The 15,034-nt window shown below is 70.0% G+C and carries 13 protein-coding genes; 4 read left to right on the forward strand and 9 right to left on the reverse strand.

Translation table 11 applies throughout. The annotated features are described in order from the left end of the window. On the forward strand, window positions 1–623 hold a 623-nt coding region (locus FV230_RS14240; RefSeq protein WP_147842855.1), incomplete at its 5' end, for a tyrosine-type recombinase/integrase. A 130-nt stretch (window positions 624–753) separates the two neighbouring features. Then, window positions 754–1,632, forward strand: a complete 879-nt coding sequence (locus tag FV230_RS14245; RefSeq protein ID WP_147728741.1) for a response regulator — start codon at window positions 754–756, stop codon at window positions 1,630–1,632. Window positions 1,633–1,653: 21 nt separating this feature from the next. Here FV230_RS14245 and lpdA read toward each other — a convergent pair whose 3' ends face one another. The 9 genes from lpdA to gloB all read right to left on the reverse strand — a co-directional run bounded on the left by lpdA (window position 1,654) and on the right by gloB (window position 13,683). Further along, window positions 1,654–3,057 carry a dihydrolipoyl dehydrogenase gene (gene lpdA, locus FV230_RS14250; protein ID WP_147842856.1) on the reverse strand — a complete coding sequence of 468 codons (1,404 nt, stop codon included), beginning with the start codon at window positions 3,055–3,057 and terminating at the stop codon, window positions 1,654–1,656. A 75-nt stretch (window positions 3,058–3,132) separates the two neighbouring features. Then, the gene (locus FV230_RS14255; RefSeq protein ID WP_147842857.1) at window positions 3,133–3,885 is read right to left on the reverse strand and encodes an SDR family oxidoreductase; all 753 of its coding nucleotides are present in this window, start codon (window positions 3,883–3,885) and stop codon (window positions 3,133–3,135) included. A 10-nt stretch (window positions 3,886–3,895) separates the two neighbouring features. Continuing rightward, window positions 3,896–5,230: a 2-oxoglutarate dehydrogenase complex dihydrolipoyllysine-residue succinyltransferase gene (gene odhB, locus FV230_RS14260; RefSeq protein WP_147842858.1), complete on the reverse strand. Its 1,335-nt coding sequence runs from the start codon at window positions 5,228–5,230 to the stop codon at window positions 3,896–3,898. Between the two features lie 93 nt (window positions 5,231–5,323). Continuing rightward, window positions 5,324–8,323 carry a 2-oxoglutarate dehydrogenase E1 component gene (locus FV230_RS14265; protein WP_147727158.1) on the reverse strand — a complete coding sequence of 1,000 codons (3,000 nt, stop codon included), beginning with the start codon at window positions 8,321–8,323 and terminating at the stop codon, window positions 5,324–5,326. 215 nt (window positions 8,324–8,538) lie between these two features. After that, on the reverse strand, window positions 8,539–9,423 hold the full coding sequence (gene sucD, locus FV230_RS14270; protein WP_147727159.1) for a succinate--CoA ligase subunit alpha: 885 nt from the start codon (window positions 9,421–9,423) through the stop codon (window positions 8,539–8,541). Window positions 9,424–9,429: 6 nt separating this feature from the next. Continuing rightward, window positions 9,430–10,626: an ADP-forming succinate--CoA ligase subunit beta gene (gene sucC, locus FV230_RS14275; RefSeq protein WP_147727160.1), complete on the reverse strand. Its 1,197-nt coding sequence runs from the start codon at window positions 10,624–10,626 to the stop codon at window positions 9,430–9,432. Window positions 10,627–10,737: 111 nt separating this feature from the next. Further along, window positions 10,738–11,700: a malate dehydrogenase gene (mdh, locus tag FV230_RS14280; RefSeq protein WP_147842859.1), complete on the reverse strand. Its 963-nt coding sequence runs from the start codon at window positions 11,698–11,700 to the stop codon at window positions 10,738–10,740. 293 nt (window positions 11,701–11,993) lie between these two features. Continuing rightward, on the reverse strand, window positions 11,994–12,590 hold the full coding sequence (locus FV230_RS14285; RefSeq protein ID WP_243932769.1) for a TetR family transcriptional regulator: 597 nt from the start codon (window positions 12,588–12,590) through the stop codon (window positions 11,994–11,996). Window positions 12,591–12,906: 316 nt separating this feature from the next. After that, on the reverse strand, window positions 12,907–13,683 hold the full coding sequence (gloB, locus tag FV230_RS14290) for a hydroxyacylglutathione hydrolase (RefSeq protein ID WP_147842860.1): 777 nt from the start codon (window positions 13,681–13,683) through the stop codon (window positions 12,907–12,909). A 189-nt stretch (window positions 13,684–13,872) separates the two neighbouring features. Here gloB and FV230_RS14295 point away from each other — a divergent pair, with 189 nt between their 5' ends. Both FV230_RS14295 and FV230_RS14300 read left to right on the forward strand, forming a co-directional pair. Then, window positions 13,873–14,607: a class I SAM-dependent methyltransferase gene (locus FV230_RS14295; protein ID WP_147727163.1), complete on the forward strand. Its 735-nt coding sequence runs from the start codon at window positions 13,873–13,875 to the stop codon at window positions 14,605–14,607. Window positions 14,608–14,677: 70 nt separating this feature from the next. Further along, on the forward strand, window positions 14,678–15,034 hold a 357-nt coding region (locus FV230_RS14300), incomplete at its 3' end, for a MarC family protein (protein WP_147842861.1).

Raw genomic sequence — 15,034 nt, forward strand, 5'->3', positions numbered from 1 at the left:
CGCCCAAGGTGGAGCGGCGCCTGCCGCGTCCGCTGCCGGTGGCGGCCGCCCGCGCCCTCACCGACGTGTCGCTGCGCGCCGACGAGGACCGCGACCCCTGGATCCTGCTGCGCGACGCGGCGGTGCTCGCGCTGCTGTACGGCGCGGGCCTGCGCATCTCGGAGGCGCTGGGGCTGGCGCGGCGCGATGCCCCGGTGCCCGGCATCGACGCGGTGACGGTGCTGGGCAAGGGCGCGAAGCAGCGGATGGTCCCGGTGCTGCCGGTGGTGGCCGAGGCGGTCGCCGCCTACCTCGCCGCATGCCCGCACCCGCTGCCGCCGGAGGGCCCGCTCTTCGTCGGCGCCCGCGGCGGCCCGCTCTCGCCGCGGATCATTCAGTACGTCGTCGCCCGCGCCCGCGGCGCTCTCGGGCTGCCCGACAGCGCCACGCCGCACGCCCTGCGGCACTCCTTCGCGACGCATCTCCTGGCGCGGCAGGGCGAGCTGCGCGCGATCCAGGAGCTGCTCGGCCACGCCTCGCTCTCGACGACGCAGCTCTACACCAAGGTCGACGCGGCCCGCCTGATGAGCGCCTTCGACGCCACCCATCCGCGCGCCGGCCGTGCCGTGCCGACGGGGGCGTGACACGCGACGTGCATTGAGATGACACGTTGACACACTAGACAGAGCAAATAGCCGGTTCGGCCAGCCATTAAGCTTGCCGAGAGATTTGAGCGCTATTTCTCTTGTCATAGGATCGGACTGGACAGGAACCATGGCGGGCGAACACGCCGATATCGGAAGCGCGGTCCGGCCCCCGCAAGCCGGCACCGTCCTCATCGCCGATCGCGACGCGGGACGCCGGGCCGAACTCGCCGCGGTGGTGTCGCACTTCGATCCCAGGGCCGTGATCGTGCAAACGGCCTCGGGCGAGGCGCTGATCGATCTCGCCCTCGCGCACAAGCCGGCCTTGGCCTTCGTCGGCCTCCAGCTCGAAGGGGTGAGCGGCCCGGAGGCGGTGGCGGTGGCGCGCAAGCGCGGCGCCACTCTGCCCTGCCTCGTGCTGATCGCCGCCCGCGTCTTCGCCCAGTGGCAGGAACTCGCGGTCTCGCTCGGCGCCTACGAGGTGCTGAAGGTGCCCCTCGACACCGCCCACATCGAGAGCCTGCTGCACGCCGACACCCGGCGCCGGCAGCCGACGCGCATCCTGCTCGCCTCCTCGTCGGACGCGGCGCGCGCGGCGATCGGGCGGGTGCTGGCGCGCAGCGGCTTCGCCCTCGAGATCGACGAGACGGATTGCGGCCGGCACGCCCTGAAGCTCCTAAAGACCGACGCCTACCCGCTCGCCTTCGTCGACGTGAAGCTTAACGGGACCGACGGCCTCGAGCTCGCCTGCCAGGTTCAGACCCTGAACCTGACGACGCGCCTCACGATGCTGACCAGCGGCGATCCCGAGCCGATCGCCCAGGCCGCCCGCTACTTCGGCGCCACCTTCGTCCTGAAGATGCCGTTCCACGCCCGCGACATCGACCTCACGCTCCACCACGCGCTCGGTCTGCGGCGGCCGTACCTGCTGAACGCGATCACCGCGCCGCCGGCCCCGACCGCCCTCCTGCGCATCGCCGCCCTCGCCCCGGCCCGCCGCTCGGCCTGAGCGACGGGCGCGGCCGCGTCCTCAGACGTGGATCGCGCGCTTCCCGACCGCGAGCGCGGCTTCCTTCACCGCTTCCGTCAGGGTCGGGTGGGCGTGGCAGGTGCGGGCGATATCCTCGGCCGACGCCCCGAACTCCATCGCCACCGCCACCTCGGCGATGAGGTTGCCGGCATCGGCGCCGACGATGTGGACGCCGAGCACCCGGTCGCTCGCGGCGTCGGCCAGCACCTTCACGAAGCCCTCGGTGGTGCCGTTGGCCTTGGCCCGCCCGTTGGCGGTGAAGGGGAACTTGCCCGCGTTGTAGGCGATGCCGTCCTTCTTCAGCTCCTCTTCGGTCTTCCCCACCGAGGCGACCTCCGGATAGGTGTAGACCACGTTCGGGATCACCGCGTAGTTCACGTGGCCGGACTGGCCCGCCAGGATCTCGGCCACCGCGACGCCCTCGTCCTCGGCCTTGTGCGCGAGCATCGGCCCGGCGATCACGTCGCCGATCGCGTAGATGCCGGTGACGTTGGTGGCGTAGTGGCTGTCGGTCTGGATCCGGCCCTTGTTGTCGAGCCCGACGCCGACGCCCTCGAGGCCGAGCCCCTCGGTGTAGGGCACCCGCCCGATCGCCACGAGCACCACGTCGGCCTGAAGCGTCTCGGATTCGCCGCCCGCCGCCGGCTCGACGGTGACGGTCGCGCCGCCCGCGCCGGTCGCCACGCCGGTGACCTTGGTCGAGAGCTTGAAGGCGATGCCCTGCTTGGACATGATCCGCTGGAACTGCTTGCCGACCTCGCCGTCCATCCCCGGCAGCACCCGGTCGAGATACTCGACCACGGTGACCTCGGCCCCGAGCCGGCGCCAGACCGAGCCGAGCTCGAGGCCGATCACGCCCGCGCCGATCACCAGGAGCTTCTTCGGCACCGCCGCGAGCTCGAGCGCACCGGTAGAGGAGACCACGGTCCTCTCGTCGATCTCGACGCCGGGCAGGCGCGTCACGTCCGAGCCGGTGGCGATGACGATGTTCTTGGTCTCCAGCATCTGGTTTCCGCCGTCCTCCGACGTGACCTCGACGCGGCCGGCGCCGGCGATCCTGCCGGTGCCGCGGATGGTGTCGACCTTGTTCTTCTTCAGCAGGAACTCGACGCCCTTGGTGTTGCCGTCGACGCCGCTCTGCTTGAACCCCTGCATCTTGGCGAGGTCGAGCTTCGGCGTGCCGACCTCGATGCCGAGATCGGGGAAGTGCTTGGTCGCCTCCTCGAACGCCTCGGAGGCGTGCAGCAGCGCCTTCGACGGGATGCAGCCGACGTTCAGGCAGGTGCCGCCATGGGTCGCGCGCTTCTCGACGACGGCGGTGCGCAGGCCCAGCTGCGCGGCGCGGATGGCGCAGACATAGCCGCCGGGGCCGGTGCCGATGACGACGAGATCGTAGGTGCTCATGATTCTGTTCGTTCCTGCATGCGCGTGCGGCGACCGCCGTGGCGGGTCGCCGCCGGATTCATTCGTTGCCGGGGATCACCGACCGCCCGAGACGTCGAGGATGGCGCCGGTGGTGTAGGCCGCCTCGTCGGAGAGCAGCCAGAGCACCGGGGCGGCGACTTCGTCGGCGGTGCCGGCGCGCCTCAGCGGCACGCCCGGTCCCATCGCCGCCACCTTGTCGGGCGTGCCGCCGCTGGCATGGATCTCGGTGTCGATGATGCCGGGCGCCACGGCGTTCACCCGGATGCCGGCATCGGCCACCTCGCGGGCGAGGCCGATCGTGAAGCTGTCGATCGCTCCCTTCGAGGCGGCGTAGTCGACGAACTGCCCGGCCCCGCCGAGGCGCGCCGCGATCGACGAGACGTTGACGACGGCCCCGCCCCGGCCGCCCTGCTTCGTCGACATCCGCCGCACCGCCTCGCGGGCGCAGAGGAAGCTGCCGACGACGTTGGTCGCCATCATCCGGTGGAGCCGGGCGGCGCTCATCTCGGACACGGGCGCGGAGAGATCGACCACCCCGGCATTGTTGACCAGCGCCGTGACGGTGCCGAGACGGTCGGCCGCCGCGAACAGGGTGATCACGTCGGCCTCCTCCGCCACGTCGCAGCGCACCGCGACGGCCTGGCCGCCCTCGGCTTCGATCGCCGCGACCACCGAGGCGGCCGCGGCCGCGTCGGAGACGTAGCTCAGGCAGACGCGATAGCCGTGCCGCGCCGCGAGCAGGGATACCGCACGGCCGATGCCGCGACCGCCGCCGGTGACGACCGCGACGGCATCGGGGGTGAGCATCGCGCCGGCCTTACAGATCCAGGACGAGCCGCGCCGGATCCTCCAGCGCCTCCTTCACCCGCACCAGGAAGGTCACGGCCTCCTTCCCGTCGACGATGCGGTGATCGTAGGAGAGGGCGAGATACATCATCGGCCGCGCCTCGATCTTGCCGTTGCGGACCACCGGGCGCTCCTCGATGCGGTGCATCCCGAGGATGCCCGATTGCGGCGCGTTGAGGATCGGGGTCGACATCAGCGAGCCGTAGATGCCGCCGTTGGTGATGGTGAAGGTGCCGCCCTGCATCTCGTCGATCGAGAGCTTGCCGTCCCGCGCCTTGCGGCCGAAGCCCGAGATCGTCTTCTCGATGCCGGCGATCGAGAGGTCGTCGGCGTTGCGCACCACCGGCACGACGAGACCCTTGTCGGTCCCGACGGCGATGCCGATGTGGTAGTAGTTCTTGTAGACGAGATCCTGCCCGTCGATCTCGGCGTTGACCGCCGGCACGTCCTTGAGCGCCCCGATCACCGCCTTGGTGAAGAAGCCCATGAAGCCGAGCTTCGTGCCGTGCTTCTTCTCGAAGATGTCCTTGTACTGCGCGCGCAGCGCCATCACCGCGCCCATGTCCACGTCGTTGAACGTGGTGAGCATCGCGGCGGTGTCCTGCGCGTCCTTGAGGCGGCGGGCGATGGTCTGGCGCAGCTTGGTCATCCGCACCCGCTCCTCGCGGGCGGCGTCGTCCGGCTTCGAGGCCGGGCGCGGCGGCGTCGGGCGCGCCTCCTTGGCCGGGGCGGGAGCCGCCTGCGCGGGCCCCTTCGCGATCGCGCCGAGCATGTCGCCCTTGGTCACGCGGCCGTCCTTGCCGCTGCCGTTGACGCTCGACGGGTCGATGCCCGATTCCCGCGACAGCTTGCCGACCGCCGGGCCGTTGTCGTCGGAGGGGCGGGCGGCCGGGGGCGCCGCGTCGCCGTGGTTGCCGTAGCCGGCGGCCGATTCCTTGGCCGGGGCCTCCTCGACCGCCTTGGCGTCGGGGGCGGACGCCTTCGGCGCCTCGCTGCGGCTCTCGGACTTGGCCTCGGCCTCCTTCTTCGGCGCGGCCTCCTTGGGCGCGGGCTTGGCGCCGCCGCCGCTCGCCTCGACGATCGAGCCGAGCAGCGCGCCCGGCTCCACCGTCTCGCCGTCCTTGACCAGGATCTCGCCGAGCTCGCCGGCGGCGGGGGCGTTGACCTCGAGGGTCACCTTGTCGGTCTCGAGCTCGACCAGGGGCTCGTCGGCCGCGACCGTGTCGCCCGGCTTCTTGAACCAGCGGCCGATGGTGGCCTCGCTGACGGATTCGCCGAGCGTCGGGACGAGGATGTCGGTTGCCATTGTGTCAGCTCATGCCGGATCGGTTGGGCCGTACCGGACGGCCGGGAAGGGTGAGCGGCGGCCCCGGAGAGCCGCCGCCATAGGTGAGGACATTCAGACCGCGAGGGCCTCGTTGAGGAAGGCCTGCAGCTGGGCCTGGTGCTTCGACATCTGCCCCACGGCGGTCGAGGCCGAGGCCGGGCGGCCGACGTAGCGGGCGCGCTTCACCGCGGAGCCGGCCTGGCCGAGCACCCATTCGAGGTAGGGCTCGACGAAGGCCCAGGCGCCCATGTTCTTGGGCTCCTCCTGGCACCACACCACCTCGGCATTGCGGAAGCGGCCCATCTCGTTGGCCAGCGCCTTGAGCGGGAACGGGTAGAGCTGCTCGACGCGCAGCAGGTAGACGTCGTTGACGCCGCGCTTCTCGCGCTCCTCGAACAGGTCGTAGTAGACCTTGCCCGAGCACAGCACGACGCGGCGGACCTTGTCGTCGCGGACGAGCTTGACCCCGCTCTCGTCGTGCTCGGCGTCGTCCCACAGGATGCGGTGGAAGCTCGAACCCTCGGCGATCATCTCGATCGTCGACACCGCCCGCTTGTGGCGCAGCAGCGACTTCGGCGTCATCAGGATCAGCGGCTTGCGGAAGTCGCGCTTCAGCTGCCGGCGCAGGATGTGGAAGTAGTTCGCCGGCGTCGAGCAGTTGGCGACCTGCATGTTGTCCTCGGCGCAGCTCTGGAGGTAGCGCTCCAGGCGGGCGGAGGAGTGCTCCGGCCCCTGCCCCTCGTAGCCGTGGGGCAGCAGCATCACGAGGCCGGACATGCGCAGCCACTTGCGCTCGCCGGACGCGATGAACTGGTCGATCACCACCTGCGCGCCGTTGGCGAAGTCGCCGAACTGCGCCTCCCACAGCACGAGCGCGTTCGGCTCGGCCGCCGAGTAGCCGTACTCGAAGCCGAGCACCGCCTCCTCGGACAGCATCGAGTTGATCACCTCCAGCGGCGCCTGGCCCTCGCGGATGGCGTTGAGGGGCGTGAAGCGCTGCTCGTTCTCCTGGTCGATCACCACGGCGTGGCGCTGCGAGAAGGTGCCGCGCTCGACGTCCTGGCCCGAGAGCCGGACGCGGTTGCCGTCGAGCATGGTCGCGCCGAAGGCCAGGGCCTCGGCGGTCGCCCAGTCGATGCCGACGCCGGTCTCCACCGCCTTGGCGCGGTTGTCCATGAAGCGCTGGATCGTGCGGTGCAGGTGGAAGCCGGGGGGCGCCTGGGTGATCTTCTGCGCGATCTCGCGCAGGGTCTCGACCGGCACGCCGGTGCGGCCGCGGCGCGGGTCGTCCACGTCCTCGTGCACGGCCTTGAAGCCGGACCAGCGCCCGTCGAGCCAGTCGGCCTTGTTGGCCTTGTAGGTGCCGGCGACCTCGAGCTCGGCGTCGAGCATCGCCCGGAACTCGGCCTTTCGGGCGTCGTAGGCCTCCTGGCTCAGGGTGCCGTTCTCGATCAGCTTGCGCGCGTAGCTCTCCAGCACCGAGGTGTGCTTGCGGATGCGCTGGTACATCTTCGGCTGGGTGAAGGCCGGCTCGTCGCCCTCGTTGTGGCCGAAGCGGCGGTAGCACAGCATGTCGATCACGACCGGCTTGCCGAACTTCTGGCGGTACTCGACCGCGACCTTGGTGGCGAAGGTCACCGCCTCCGGGTCGTCGCCGTTGCAATGGAAGATCGGCGCCTCGACCATCTTCGCCACGTCGGACGGGTACGGCGAGGAGCGCGAGAAGCGCGGATCGGTGGTGAAGCCGATCTGGTTGTTGATGATGAAGTGGATCGAACCGCCGGTGCGGTGGCCCTTCAGGCCCGAAAGCCCGAGGCACTCGGCGACCACGCCCTGGCCGGCGAAGGCCGCGTCGCCGTGGATCAGGAGCGGCATCACGCTGGCGCGCACGACGTTCGGCTTGGCGCGCTGGTCCTGCTTGGCGCGGACCTTTCCGAGCACCACGGGATCGACGATCTCGAGGTGCGACGGGTTGGCGGTGAGCGACAGGTGGACGTTGTTGCCGTCGAAGGCGCGGTCGGACGAGGCACCGAGATGGTACTTCACGTCGCCCGAGCCCTCGACCTCGGCCGGCGAGGCCGAGCCGCCCTTGAACTCGTTGAACACCGCACGGAACGGCTTTGCCATCACGTTGGTGAGCACGTTGAGGCGCCCACGGTGGGCCATGCCGAGCACGATCTCGCGCACGCCGAGCGCGCCGCCGCGCTTGATGATCTGCTCGAGCGCCGGGATCATCGCCTCCGAGCCGTCGAGGCCGAAGCGCTTGGTGCCGGTGTACTTGAGGTCGAGGAACTTCTCGAAGCCCTCGGCCTCGATCAGCTTGTTGAGGATCGCGCGGCGCCCTTCGGGGGTGAACGAGATCTCCTTGTCCTTGCCCTCGATGCGCTCCTGCAGCCACGCCTTCTCCTCGGGATCGGAGATGTGCATGAACTCGACGCCGAGGGTCTGGCAGTAGGTCCGCTCCAGGATCGCGACGATCTCGCGGATCGTAGCGAATTCCAGCCCGAGCACGTTGTCGAGGAAGATCGGCCGGTCCCAGTCGGATTCGAGGAAGCCGTAATGCTGCGGATGCAGCTCCTCGTGGTCGCCGCGGGGGGCCAGCCCGAGCGGGTCGAGCTTGGCGTGCAGGTGGCCGCGCATGCGGTACGAGCGGATCAGCATGATCGCGCGAACCGAATCCTTGGTCGCCTGCTCGACCGAGACGCCGGTCTTGCCGGTGACGGCGAGGCCGTCGGCGGGCTTGCCGGGCCTCTGCTCGCCCTTCTCCGCGCCCTTGGCGAGGATCCTCTCGCCGACCGCCTTCTCCAGGGTCGCCCAGTTGCCGTCGAGCGCCGAGACGATCTCGCCGTTGGCCGGCACCGGCCAGTTCGGCTTGGTCCACGAGGCGCCGGCCGCGTTCTTCTCGACCAGGGTCTCGTCCTCGCCGAGCCCCTTGAAGAAGCTCTGCCACTCGGGGTCGACCGAAGCCGGGTTGCGGGCGTAGGCCGCCTGCAATTCCTCGATGTAGGCGGCGTTGCCGCCGTAGAGGAACGAGGTTTCCAGCAGCGCTTCGTTCACGTCCTGGCGTGCCATCGGCGGGTCATCCTGTCCTTCGGGCCCTCCGCCGGTGCGGATGAGCCGCGTCATCGCGCGGGAGGCGCCTCCGCGAGCGGAAGGCGCGGGCCGCGCTGCGATTCCTGTGGGCGCACGAAGCGGGCGCTCCGTCGCCCATCATATGGGCGTCACCGGCTTGCGTGCGCTGCAACACAGCCGCGCGCGGGTCATACGCGCGCGGCTGTCACTCGGTTTCAGCCCTTCAGGACCTCGACCAGCGTCGAGCCGAGGCGCGCCGGCGACGGCGAGACGCGGATGCCCGCGGCCTCCATCGCCGCGATCTTGTCCTCGGCGCCGCCCTTGCCGCCGGAGATGATCGCGCCGGCATGGCCCATGCGGCGGCCCGGAGGCGCGGTGCGGCCGGCGATGAAGCCGACCATCGGCTTCTTGCGGCCGCGCTTGGCCTCGTCGGCCAGGAACTGCGCCGCCTCCTCCTCGGCCGAGCCGCCGATCTCGCCGATCATCACGATCGACGTCGTCTTCTCGTCGGCGAGGAACATCTCGAGCATGTCGATGAACTCGGTGCCCTTCACCGGGTCGCCGCCGATGCCGACCGCGGTGGTCTGGCCGAGGCCGGCGGTCGAGGTCTGGAACACCGCCTCGTAGGTCAGCGTGCCGGAGCGCGAGACGATGCCGACCGAGCCCGGCTTGAAGATGTTGGCCGGCATGATGCCGATCTTCGATTCGCCGGCGGTGACGACACCGGGGCAGTTCGGCCCGATGAGGCGCGACTTCGAGCCGATCAGCGCACGCTTGACCCGCACCATGTCGAGCACCGGGATGCCTTCCGTGATGCAGACGATCAGCGGCATCTCGGCCGCGATCGCCTCGCAGATCGCGTCGGCCGCGCCCGGCGGCGGCACGTAGACCACGGACGCGGTCGCGCCGGTGGCCTCGCGGGCCTCGCCGACCGTGTCGAAGACCGGCAGGTTGAGGTGCTTGGAGCCGCCTTTGCCGGGCGAGGTGCCGCCGACCATCTTGGTGCCGTAGGCCAGCGCCTGCTCGGAATGGAAGGTCCCGTTCTTGCCGGTGAAGCCCTGGCAGATGACCTTGGTGTTCGCGTCGATGAGGATGGACATAACGCTTCAGCCCTTCTTCACGGCGGCGACGATCTTCTGCGCGGCGTCGTCGAGATCGTCCGCCGGGATCACGTTGAGCCCCGAGCCGCTGATGATCGCCTTGCCTTCCTCGACGTTGGTGCCCTCGAGGCGCACGACGAGCGGCACCTCCAGGCCCACCGTCTTCACCGCCGCGATCACGCCGCGGGCGATGACGTCGCACTTCATGATCCCGCCGAAGATGTTGACGAGGATGCCCTTCACCTGCGGGTCGGCGGTGATGATCTTGAAGGCCGCGGTGACCTTCTCCTCGGTCGCGCCGCCGCCGACGTCGAGGAAGTTCGCCGGCTCCTCGCCGTAGAGCTTGATGATGTCGAGCGTCGCCATGGCGAGGCCGGCGCCGTTGACCATGCAGCCGATCGTGCCGTCGAGCGCGATGTAGGCGAGGTCGTACTTCGAGGCCTCGATCTCCTTGGCGTCCTCCTCGGTCTCGTCGCGGAGCGCGACGATGTCGGGGTGGCGGTAGAGCGCGTTCGAGTCGAACGAGATCTTGGCGTCGAGGCACTTGAGATGGCCGTCGCCGGTCAGCACCAGCGGGTTGATCTCAAGCATGCTCATGTCCTTGGCCGTGAAGGCCGCGTAGAGCTTGGCGGTGAGCTCGCCCGCTTCCTTCGCCTGCGGGCCGGCGAGCCCCAGCGCCTTGGCGACGGCGCGGCCGTGATGAGGCATGATGCCGGTGGCCGGGTCGACCGAGAAGGTGACGATCTTCTCGGGGGTGTCGTGGGCCACCGTCTCGATGTCCATGCCGCCCTCGGTCGAGACGACGAAGGCGACCTGCCCGGTCTCGCGGTCGACCAGCATCGACAGGTAGAACTCGGCGGCGATCTGCGCGCCTTCCTCGATGTAGAGCCGGTTGACCTGCTTGCCGGCCTCGCCGGTCTGGATCGTGACCAGCGTCTGGCCGAGCATCTCGCCGGCGAACTGCTTCACCTCGTCGATCGACTTGGTGACGCGCACGCCGCCCTTGGCCCCGGCCGGCGCGCCCTTGAAGGTGCCCTTGCCGCGCCCGCCCGCGTGGATCTGCGACTTCACCACCCAGACCGGGCCGCCGAGCTCGCGCGCGGCGGCTTCCGCCTCCTCGGGCCTGAAGATCGCGACGCCCTTGGAGACGGGCAGGCCGAACTCCTTCAGCACCGCCTTGGCTTGGTATTCATGGATGTTCATGTGCGCTCCGCAGGCGAATAGGGAGTGGCGAATGGCGAATAGCGAGCCGGGGCAGCAGAGAGCACGTGGCTCTCTCTTCGCTAGCCCCTATTCGCTATTCGCCCAATGTTTTTAGGCGAGCGCCGGGTTCACGCCCTTGCAGGCCTCGATCAGCGTGTTCACCGCGCCGACCGACTTCTCGAACATCGCCTTCTCGGCCGCGTCGAAGGTCACCTCGAGCACGCGCTCGACGCCGTTCTCGCCGATCACGACGGGCACGCCGACATACATGCCAGAGATGCCGTACTGGCCGTCGAGGTAGGCGGCGCAGGGCAGGACCCGCTTCTTGTCCTTGAGGAAGCTCTCGGCCATCGCGATGGCGGAGGCCGCCGGCGCGTAGAAGGCCGAGCCGGTCTTGAGCAGGTTGACGATCTCGCCGCCGCCCTTGCGGGTCCGCTCGACCATGGCGTCGAGCTTCTCCTGGGTGGTCCAGCCGAGCTTGACCAGGTCGGTCAGCGGCACGCCGGCGACCGTCGAGTAGCGGGTGAGCGGCACCATGTCGTCGCCGTGGCCGCCGAGCACGAAGGCGGTGACGTCCTCGACCGAGACCTTGAACTCCTCGGCCAGGAAGTGGCGGAAGCGGGCCGAGTCGAGCACGCCGGCCATGCCGACGACCTTGTTGGTCGGCAGGCCCGAGAACTTCTGCAGCGCCCAGACCATGGCGTCGAGCGGATTGGTGATGCAGATCACGAACGCGTCCGGCGCGTTCTCCTTGATGCCGGTGCCGACGGCCTCCATGACCTTCAGGTTGATCCCGATCAGGTCGTCGCGGCTCATGCCGGGCTTGCGCGGCACGCCGGCGGTGACGATCACCACGTCGGCGCCCTTGATCGCCGAATAGTCGCTCGCACCCGAATACTTCGCGTCGAAGCCGTCGACCGGGGCCGATTCGGCGATGTCGAGCGCCTTGCCCTGCGGCACGCCGTCGACGATGTCGAACAGCACGACGTCGCCGAGTTCCTTCAGACCGGCGAGGTGCGCCAGCGTTCCGCCGATCTGGCCGGCGCCGATGAGCGCGATCTTGCTGCGTGCCATGTCCGAGACGTCTCCAGCTTAGCGTGAAAGGGTGAGGCGTGCGCGTCGACGACTCGGGGGTCGAAAGTCCGTCCGAGGCGCCGCCCGACGCGACCGGTTTTCCTGCGCGGCTGTGTGGCCGAAAAGCACCGCCCCATCAACCCGACGCAGATCGCCCAAGCAGGGTTCGGGCCAGGGCGGATGTGCGGCGCACAAAACAAAGCCCTCGAAAAGCTAAGCTTTTCGAGGGCTTTAGGAGGAGACTGCCAATTCGGGATCGGCGCTATGACAACTTTTTGAACCTGTCATTCCGCTCAAAGGATACCCGCGCGCAGCACCCGCTGGATCGCGTGAATCACCGCGCCGAAGCGGGCGTCGACCAGGTCGCGCGGCACCTCGGCGTCGTGCTGGATCGCCAGGGGATGGGTGAAGCGGTAGCTCGCATCGAAGATGTAGGCGATGGCGCGCTCGCGGTCGCGCGCCGAGAAGGTGCCGGTGGCCATCCCCTCCTCGATCACCCGCTCGACCAGGCTGCGCAGGCGGACCCGGTGGCGGCGGGCGATCGGCCTGGCGGCGACCGTGGCGTCGAGATGGACCGCGAACAGGTTCGGCTCGTCCTGGAGCGCGTCGCGCTGCAGGGCGGCGAGCGCGGTCAGCAGCCGCTCGATCTTGTCGTCGGCCGGGTCGGGCGCGTCGGCGATGCCGGCCAGGCGGGTCTCGATGTCCCGCAGCCAGCGGCCGGCGACGGCGTCGAGCAGGGCGTCCTTCGAAGGGAAGTAGCGGTAGACGTTGGCGTGCGTCATGCCGGCTTCGGCGGCGACGGCGACGACGGTGACCCGCTTGGGGCCGAGCCGGGCCAGATGCTCGGTGGCGATCCCGAGCAGCCGCACGTCGGCGGAGATCGGCGCCACCCGGGATCGGGCGGCCGCGGGGGCGCGGGCCGGACGGTCCGCATCGGACGGGGACCGTCCCGTCGCCGTCGCTTTGGCGGCGGGCTCTTCGGAACGCGGCTCGGGATCCGGTTGAAGGAAGGGAAGCGGGAGGCGTGAGGACGAGAGGTGGTAAGGCGAGACGGACCCCCATCTGACCGAAAGAAGCGGGAACATGCTTCCGTTGACGTCGAGCCTCCCTCCGGGAGCCTATCGATCAGACGGTTTAGCGCCTGTCGAATGTCCTATGTTCACTTCTCTTTGAGAAGGCAACAAAATTTCCTTGAAAACCTGTGCGTCAGAAGCGGTTCTTCCATTCTCGCAGTGCAATAAAAACCGTTGCCGGGTCAGCAGCTTCGTCGAGTCCCACCGCCGTCTTCAGTGCCGGCAGGCCGCTCCGCAGGAACGGGTTGGTCGCCCGTTCCTCCGCCATCGTAGAGGGAACCAGGAAGCGGCCGGAGGATTTTAGCTCTTCCGCTTCGCGCAGGCGGCCGTGCAGATCCGCGTTGCCGGGCTCTGCTGCGACCGCGAAGCGGGCGTTCGACAGCACGTAATCGTGCCCGCTGTACACCTGTGTCGCATCCGGCAGCGGCAGGAACCGCTCGAGCGACCGCCACAGGGTCTCGGGCGGGCTTTCCATCACCCGGCCGCAGCCGAGGGTGAACAGGGTGTCGCCGGAGAACACGATTCCCGGCTCGGCGAACCAGTAGGTGACGTGGTCGGCGCAATGCCCCGGCGTCTCCCACACCTCGGCCGAGAGGTCGCCGACCCGGACGGTGTCGCCCTCCGACACGGTGCGGTCCACGTCGGGGATCGCCGGGCCGGCCTTGGCCGGGGCGGTGACGCGGGCGCCGGTGGCGCGCTTGACCTCCGGGATGCCCGCGATGTGGTCGCCGTGGCGATGGGTGACCAGGATGTCGGTGAGCCGCCAGCCGGTCTGCGTCAGCATCGCCAGGACCGGCGCCGCCTCCGGCACGTCGATCGCCGCGCAGGCGCCGGTGGCGGGGTCGCGGATGAGCACGCCGATGTTGTCGCTGCGGCACAGGAAGGTGCGGATCTCGGGGGCCGTGGCCATGAACGCGTCTCCGGGCTCGCGGCCGGTCCGGCCGTATCGGGCGGGGAACGGATGCGGAAACCGGGGGGTTCCCCGGCGCGTCGCCCTGCAAGTCGCCGCCTGCGCCTTGTCGCGGCGGGTGCCCGGCCCCATTGAATCGCCATCGGGCCGGGACGCCGGCCTTCCCCGATGCCGCTCCAGCTCCGACCCATGCGCCTCGACGTCACCGACCTGCGGGCCTTCTACGCCACGCCGCTGGGCGTCACGACGCACCGGATCGTCGCCCGCACCCTGCACGGCTTCCTCGGCTCGGTCTCCGGCCTGCGCGTGCTCGGGCTCGGCTATGCGGTGCCTTATCTGAGCCCGGTCCACTGCATCGCCGAGCGGACGCTGGCCTTCATGCCGGCGACGCAAGGGGTGGTGAACTGGCCCGGCGCCGGCCGCTCGTGCTCGGCGCTCGCCGACCCGACGATGATGCCGCTGCCGGATGCGGCGATCGACCGGGTGATCCTGGTGCATGCGCTCGAGGCGGTGGAGAGCCCGACGGAACTGCTCCGGGAGGTCTGGCGCACGCTGACGCCGGGGGGGCGGATGATCCTCGTCGTGCCGAACCGGCGCGGGGTCTGGGCGCGGCGCGACGCGACGCCGTTCGGGCACGGCCAGCCCTACAGCCGCTCGCAGCTGAGCCGGCTGATGCGCGACACGCTGTTCTCGCCGGAGGACTGGGCGGAGACGCTCTACATGCCGCCGCTGCGCTCGCGGGTGATGCTGCAGACCGCCGCCGCCTGGGAGCGGGTCGGGACGGGCCTCTCGCTCCCCTTCGCCGGCCTCCACGTGGTGCACGCCACCAAGCAGCTCTACCGGCCGATCACCGTGCAGCAGGTCCACCGCGCCCGCCGCCTCGCGCCCGCGCGGGTGCTCGTGCCGGCGCCCGCGCCGGGTTAAGCCCGACGCTCCGCACGCCGACGCCGGCGGCCCGGCCCAACCCCGTCTCGACGGAGATCGCGAAGACACCATGAGCGTCGAAGCGGCCATCCAGCAGTTCCTGCTCGCGCTCTCGAGCCTGTTCTCGATCGTCAACCCGCTCGGCGGGGCGCTGATCTTCGCGCAGGTGACGGCGGGGCACAGCCACGACGACCGGGTCTGGCTCGCCGGCCGGATCGGCGGATACGCGCTGCTGATCATGCTGGCGGCGCTGTGGGCCGGCGCGCCGATCCTCAACTTCTTCGGCGTGTCGCTCGGCGCGCTCCGCATCGCGGGCGGGCTCGTCGTCGGCGCCTCCGCCTGGGGGCTGCTGAACCGGCCCGAGGCCCGCGAGGCGCGCAAGCAGGCCGAGGTCTCCTCGACGACGGGACAAGGAGCGACCCAAGCG

This window comes from Methylobacterium sp. WL6 (assembly GCF_008040095.1).
GTDB lineage: Bacteria > Pseudomonadota > Alphaproteobacteria > Rhizobiales > Beijerinckiaceae > Methylobacterium.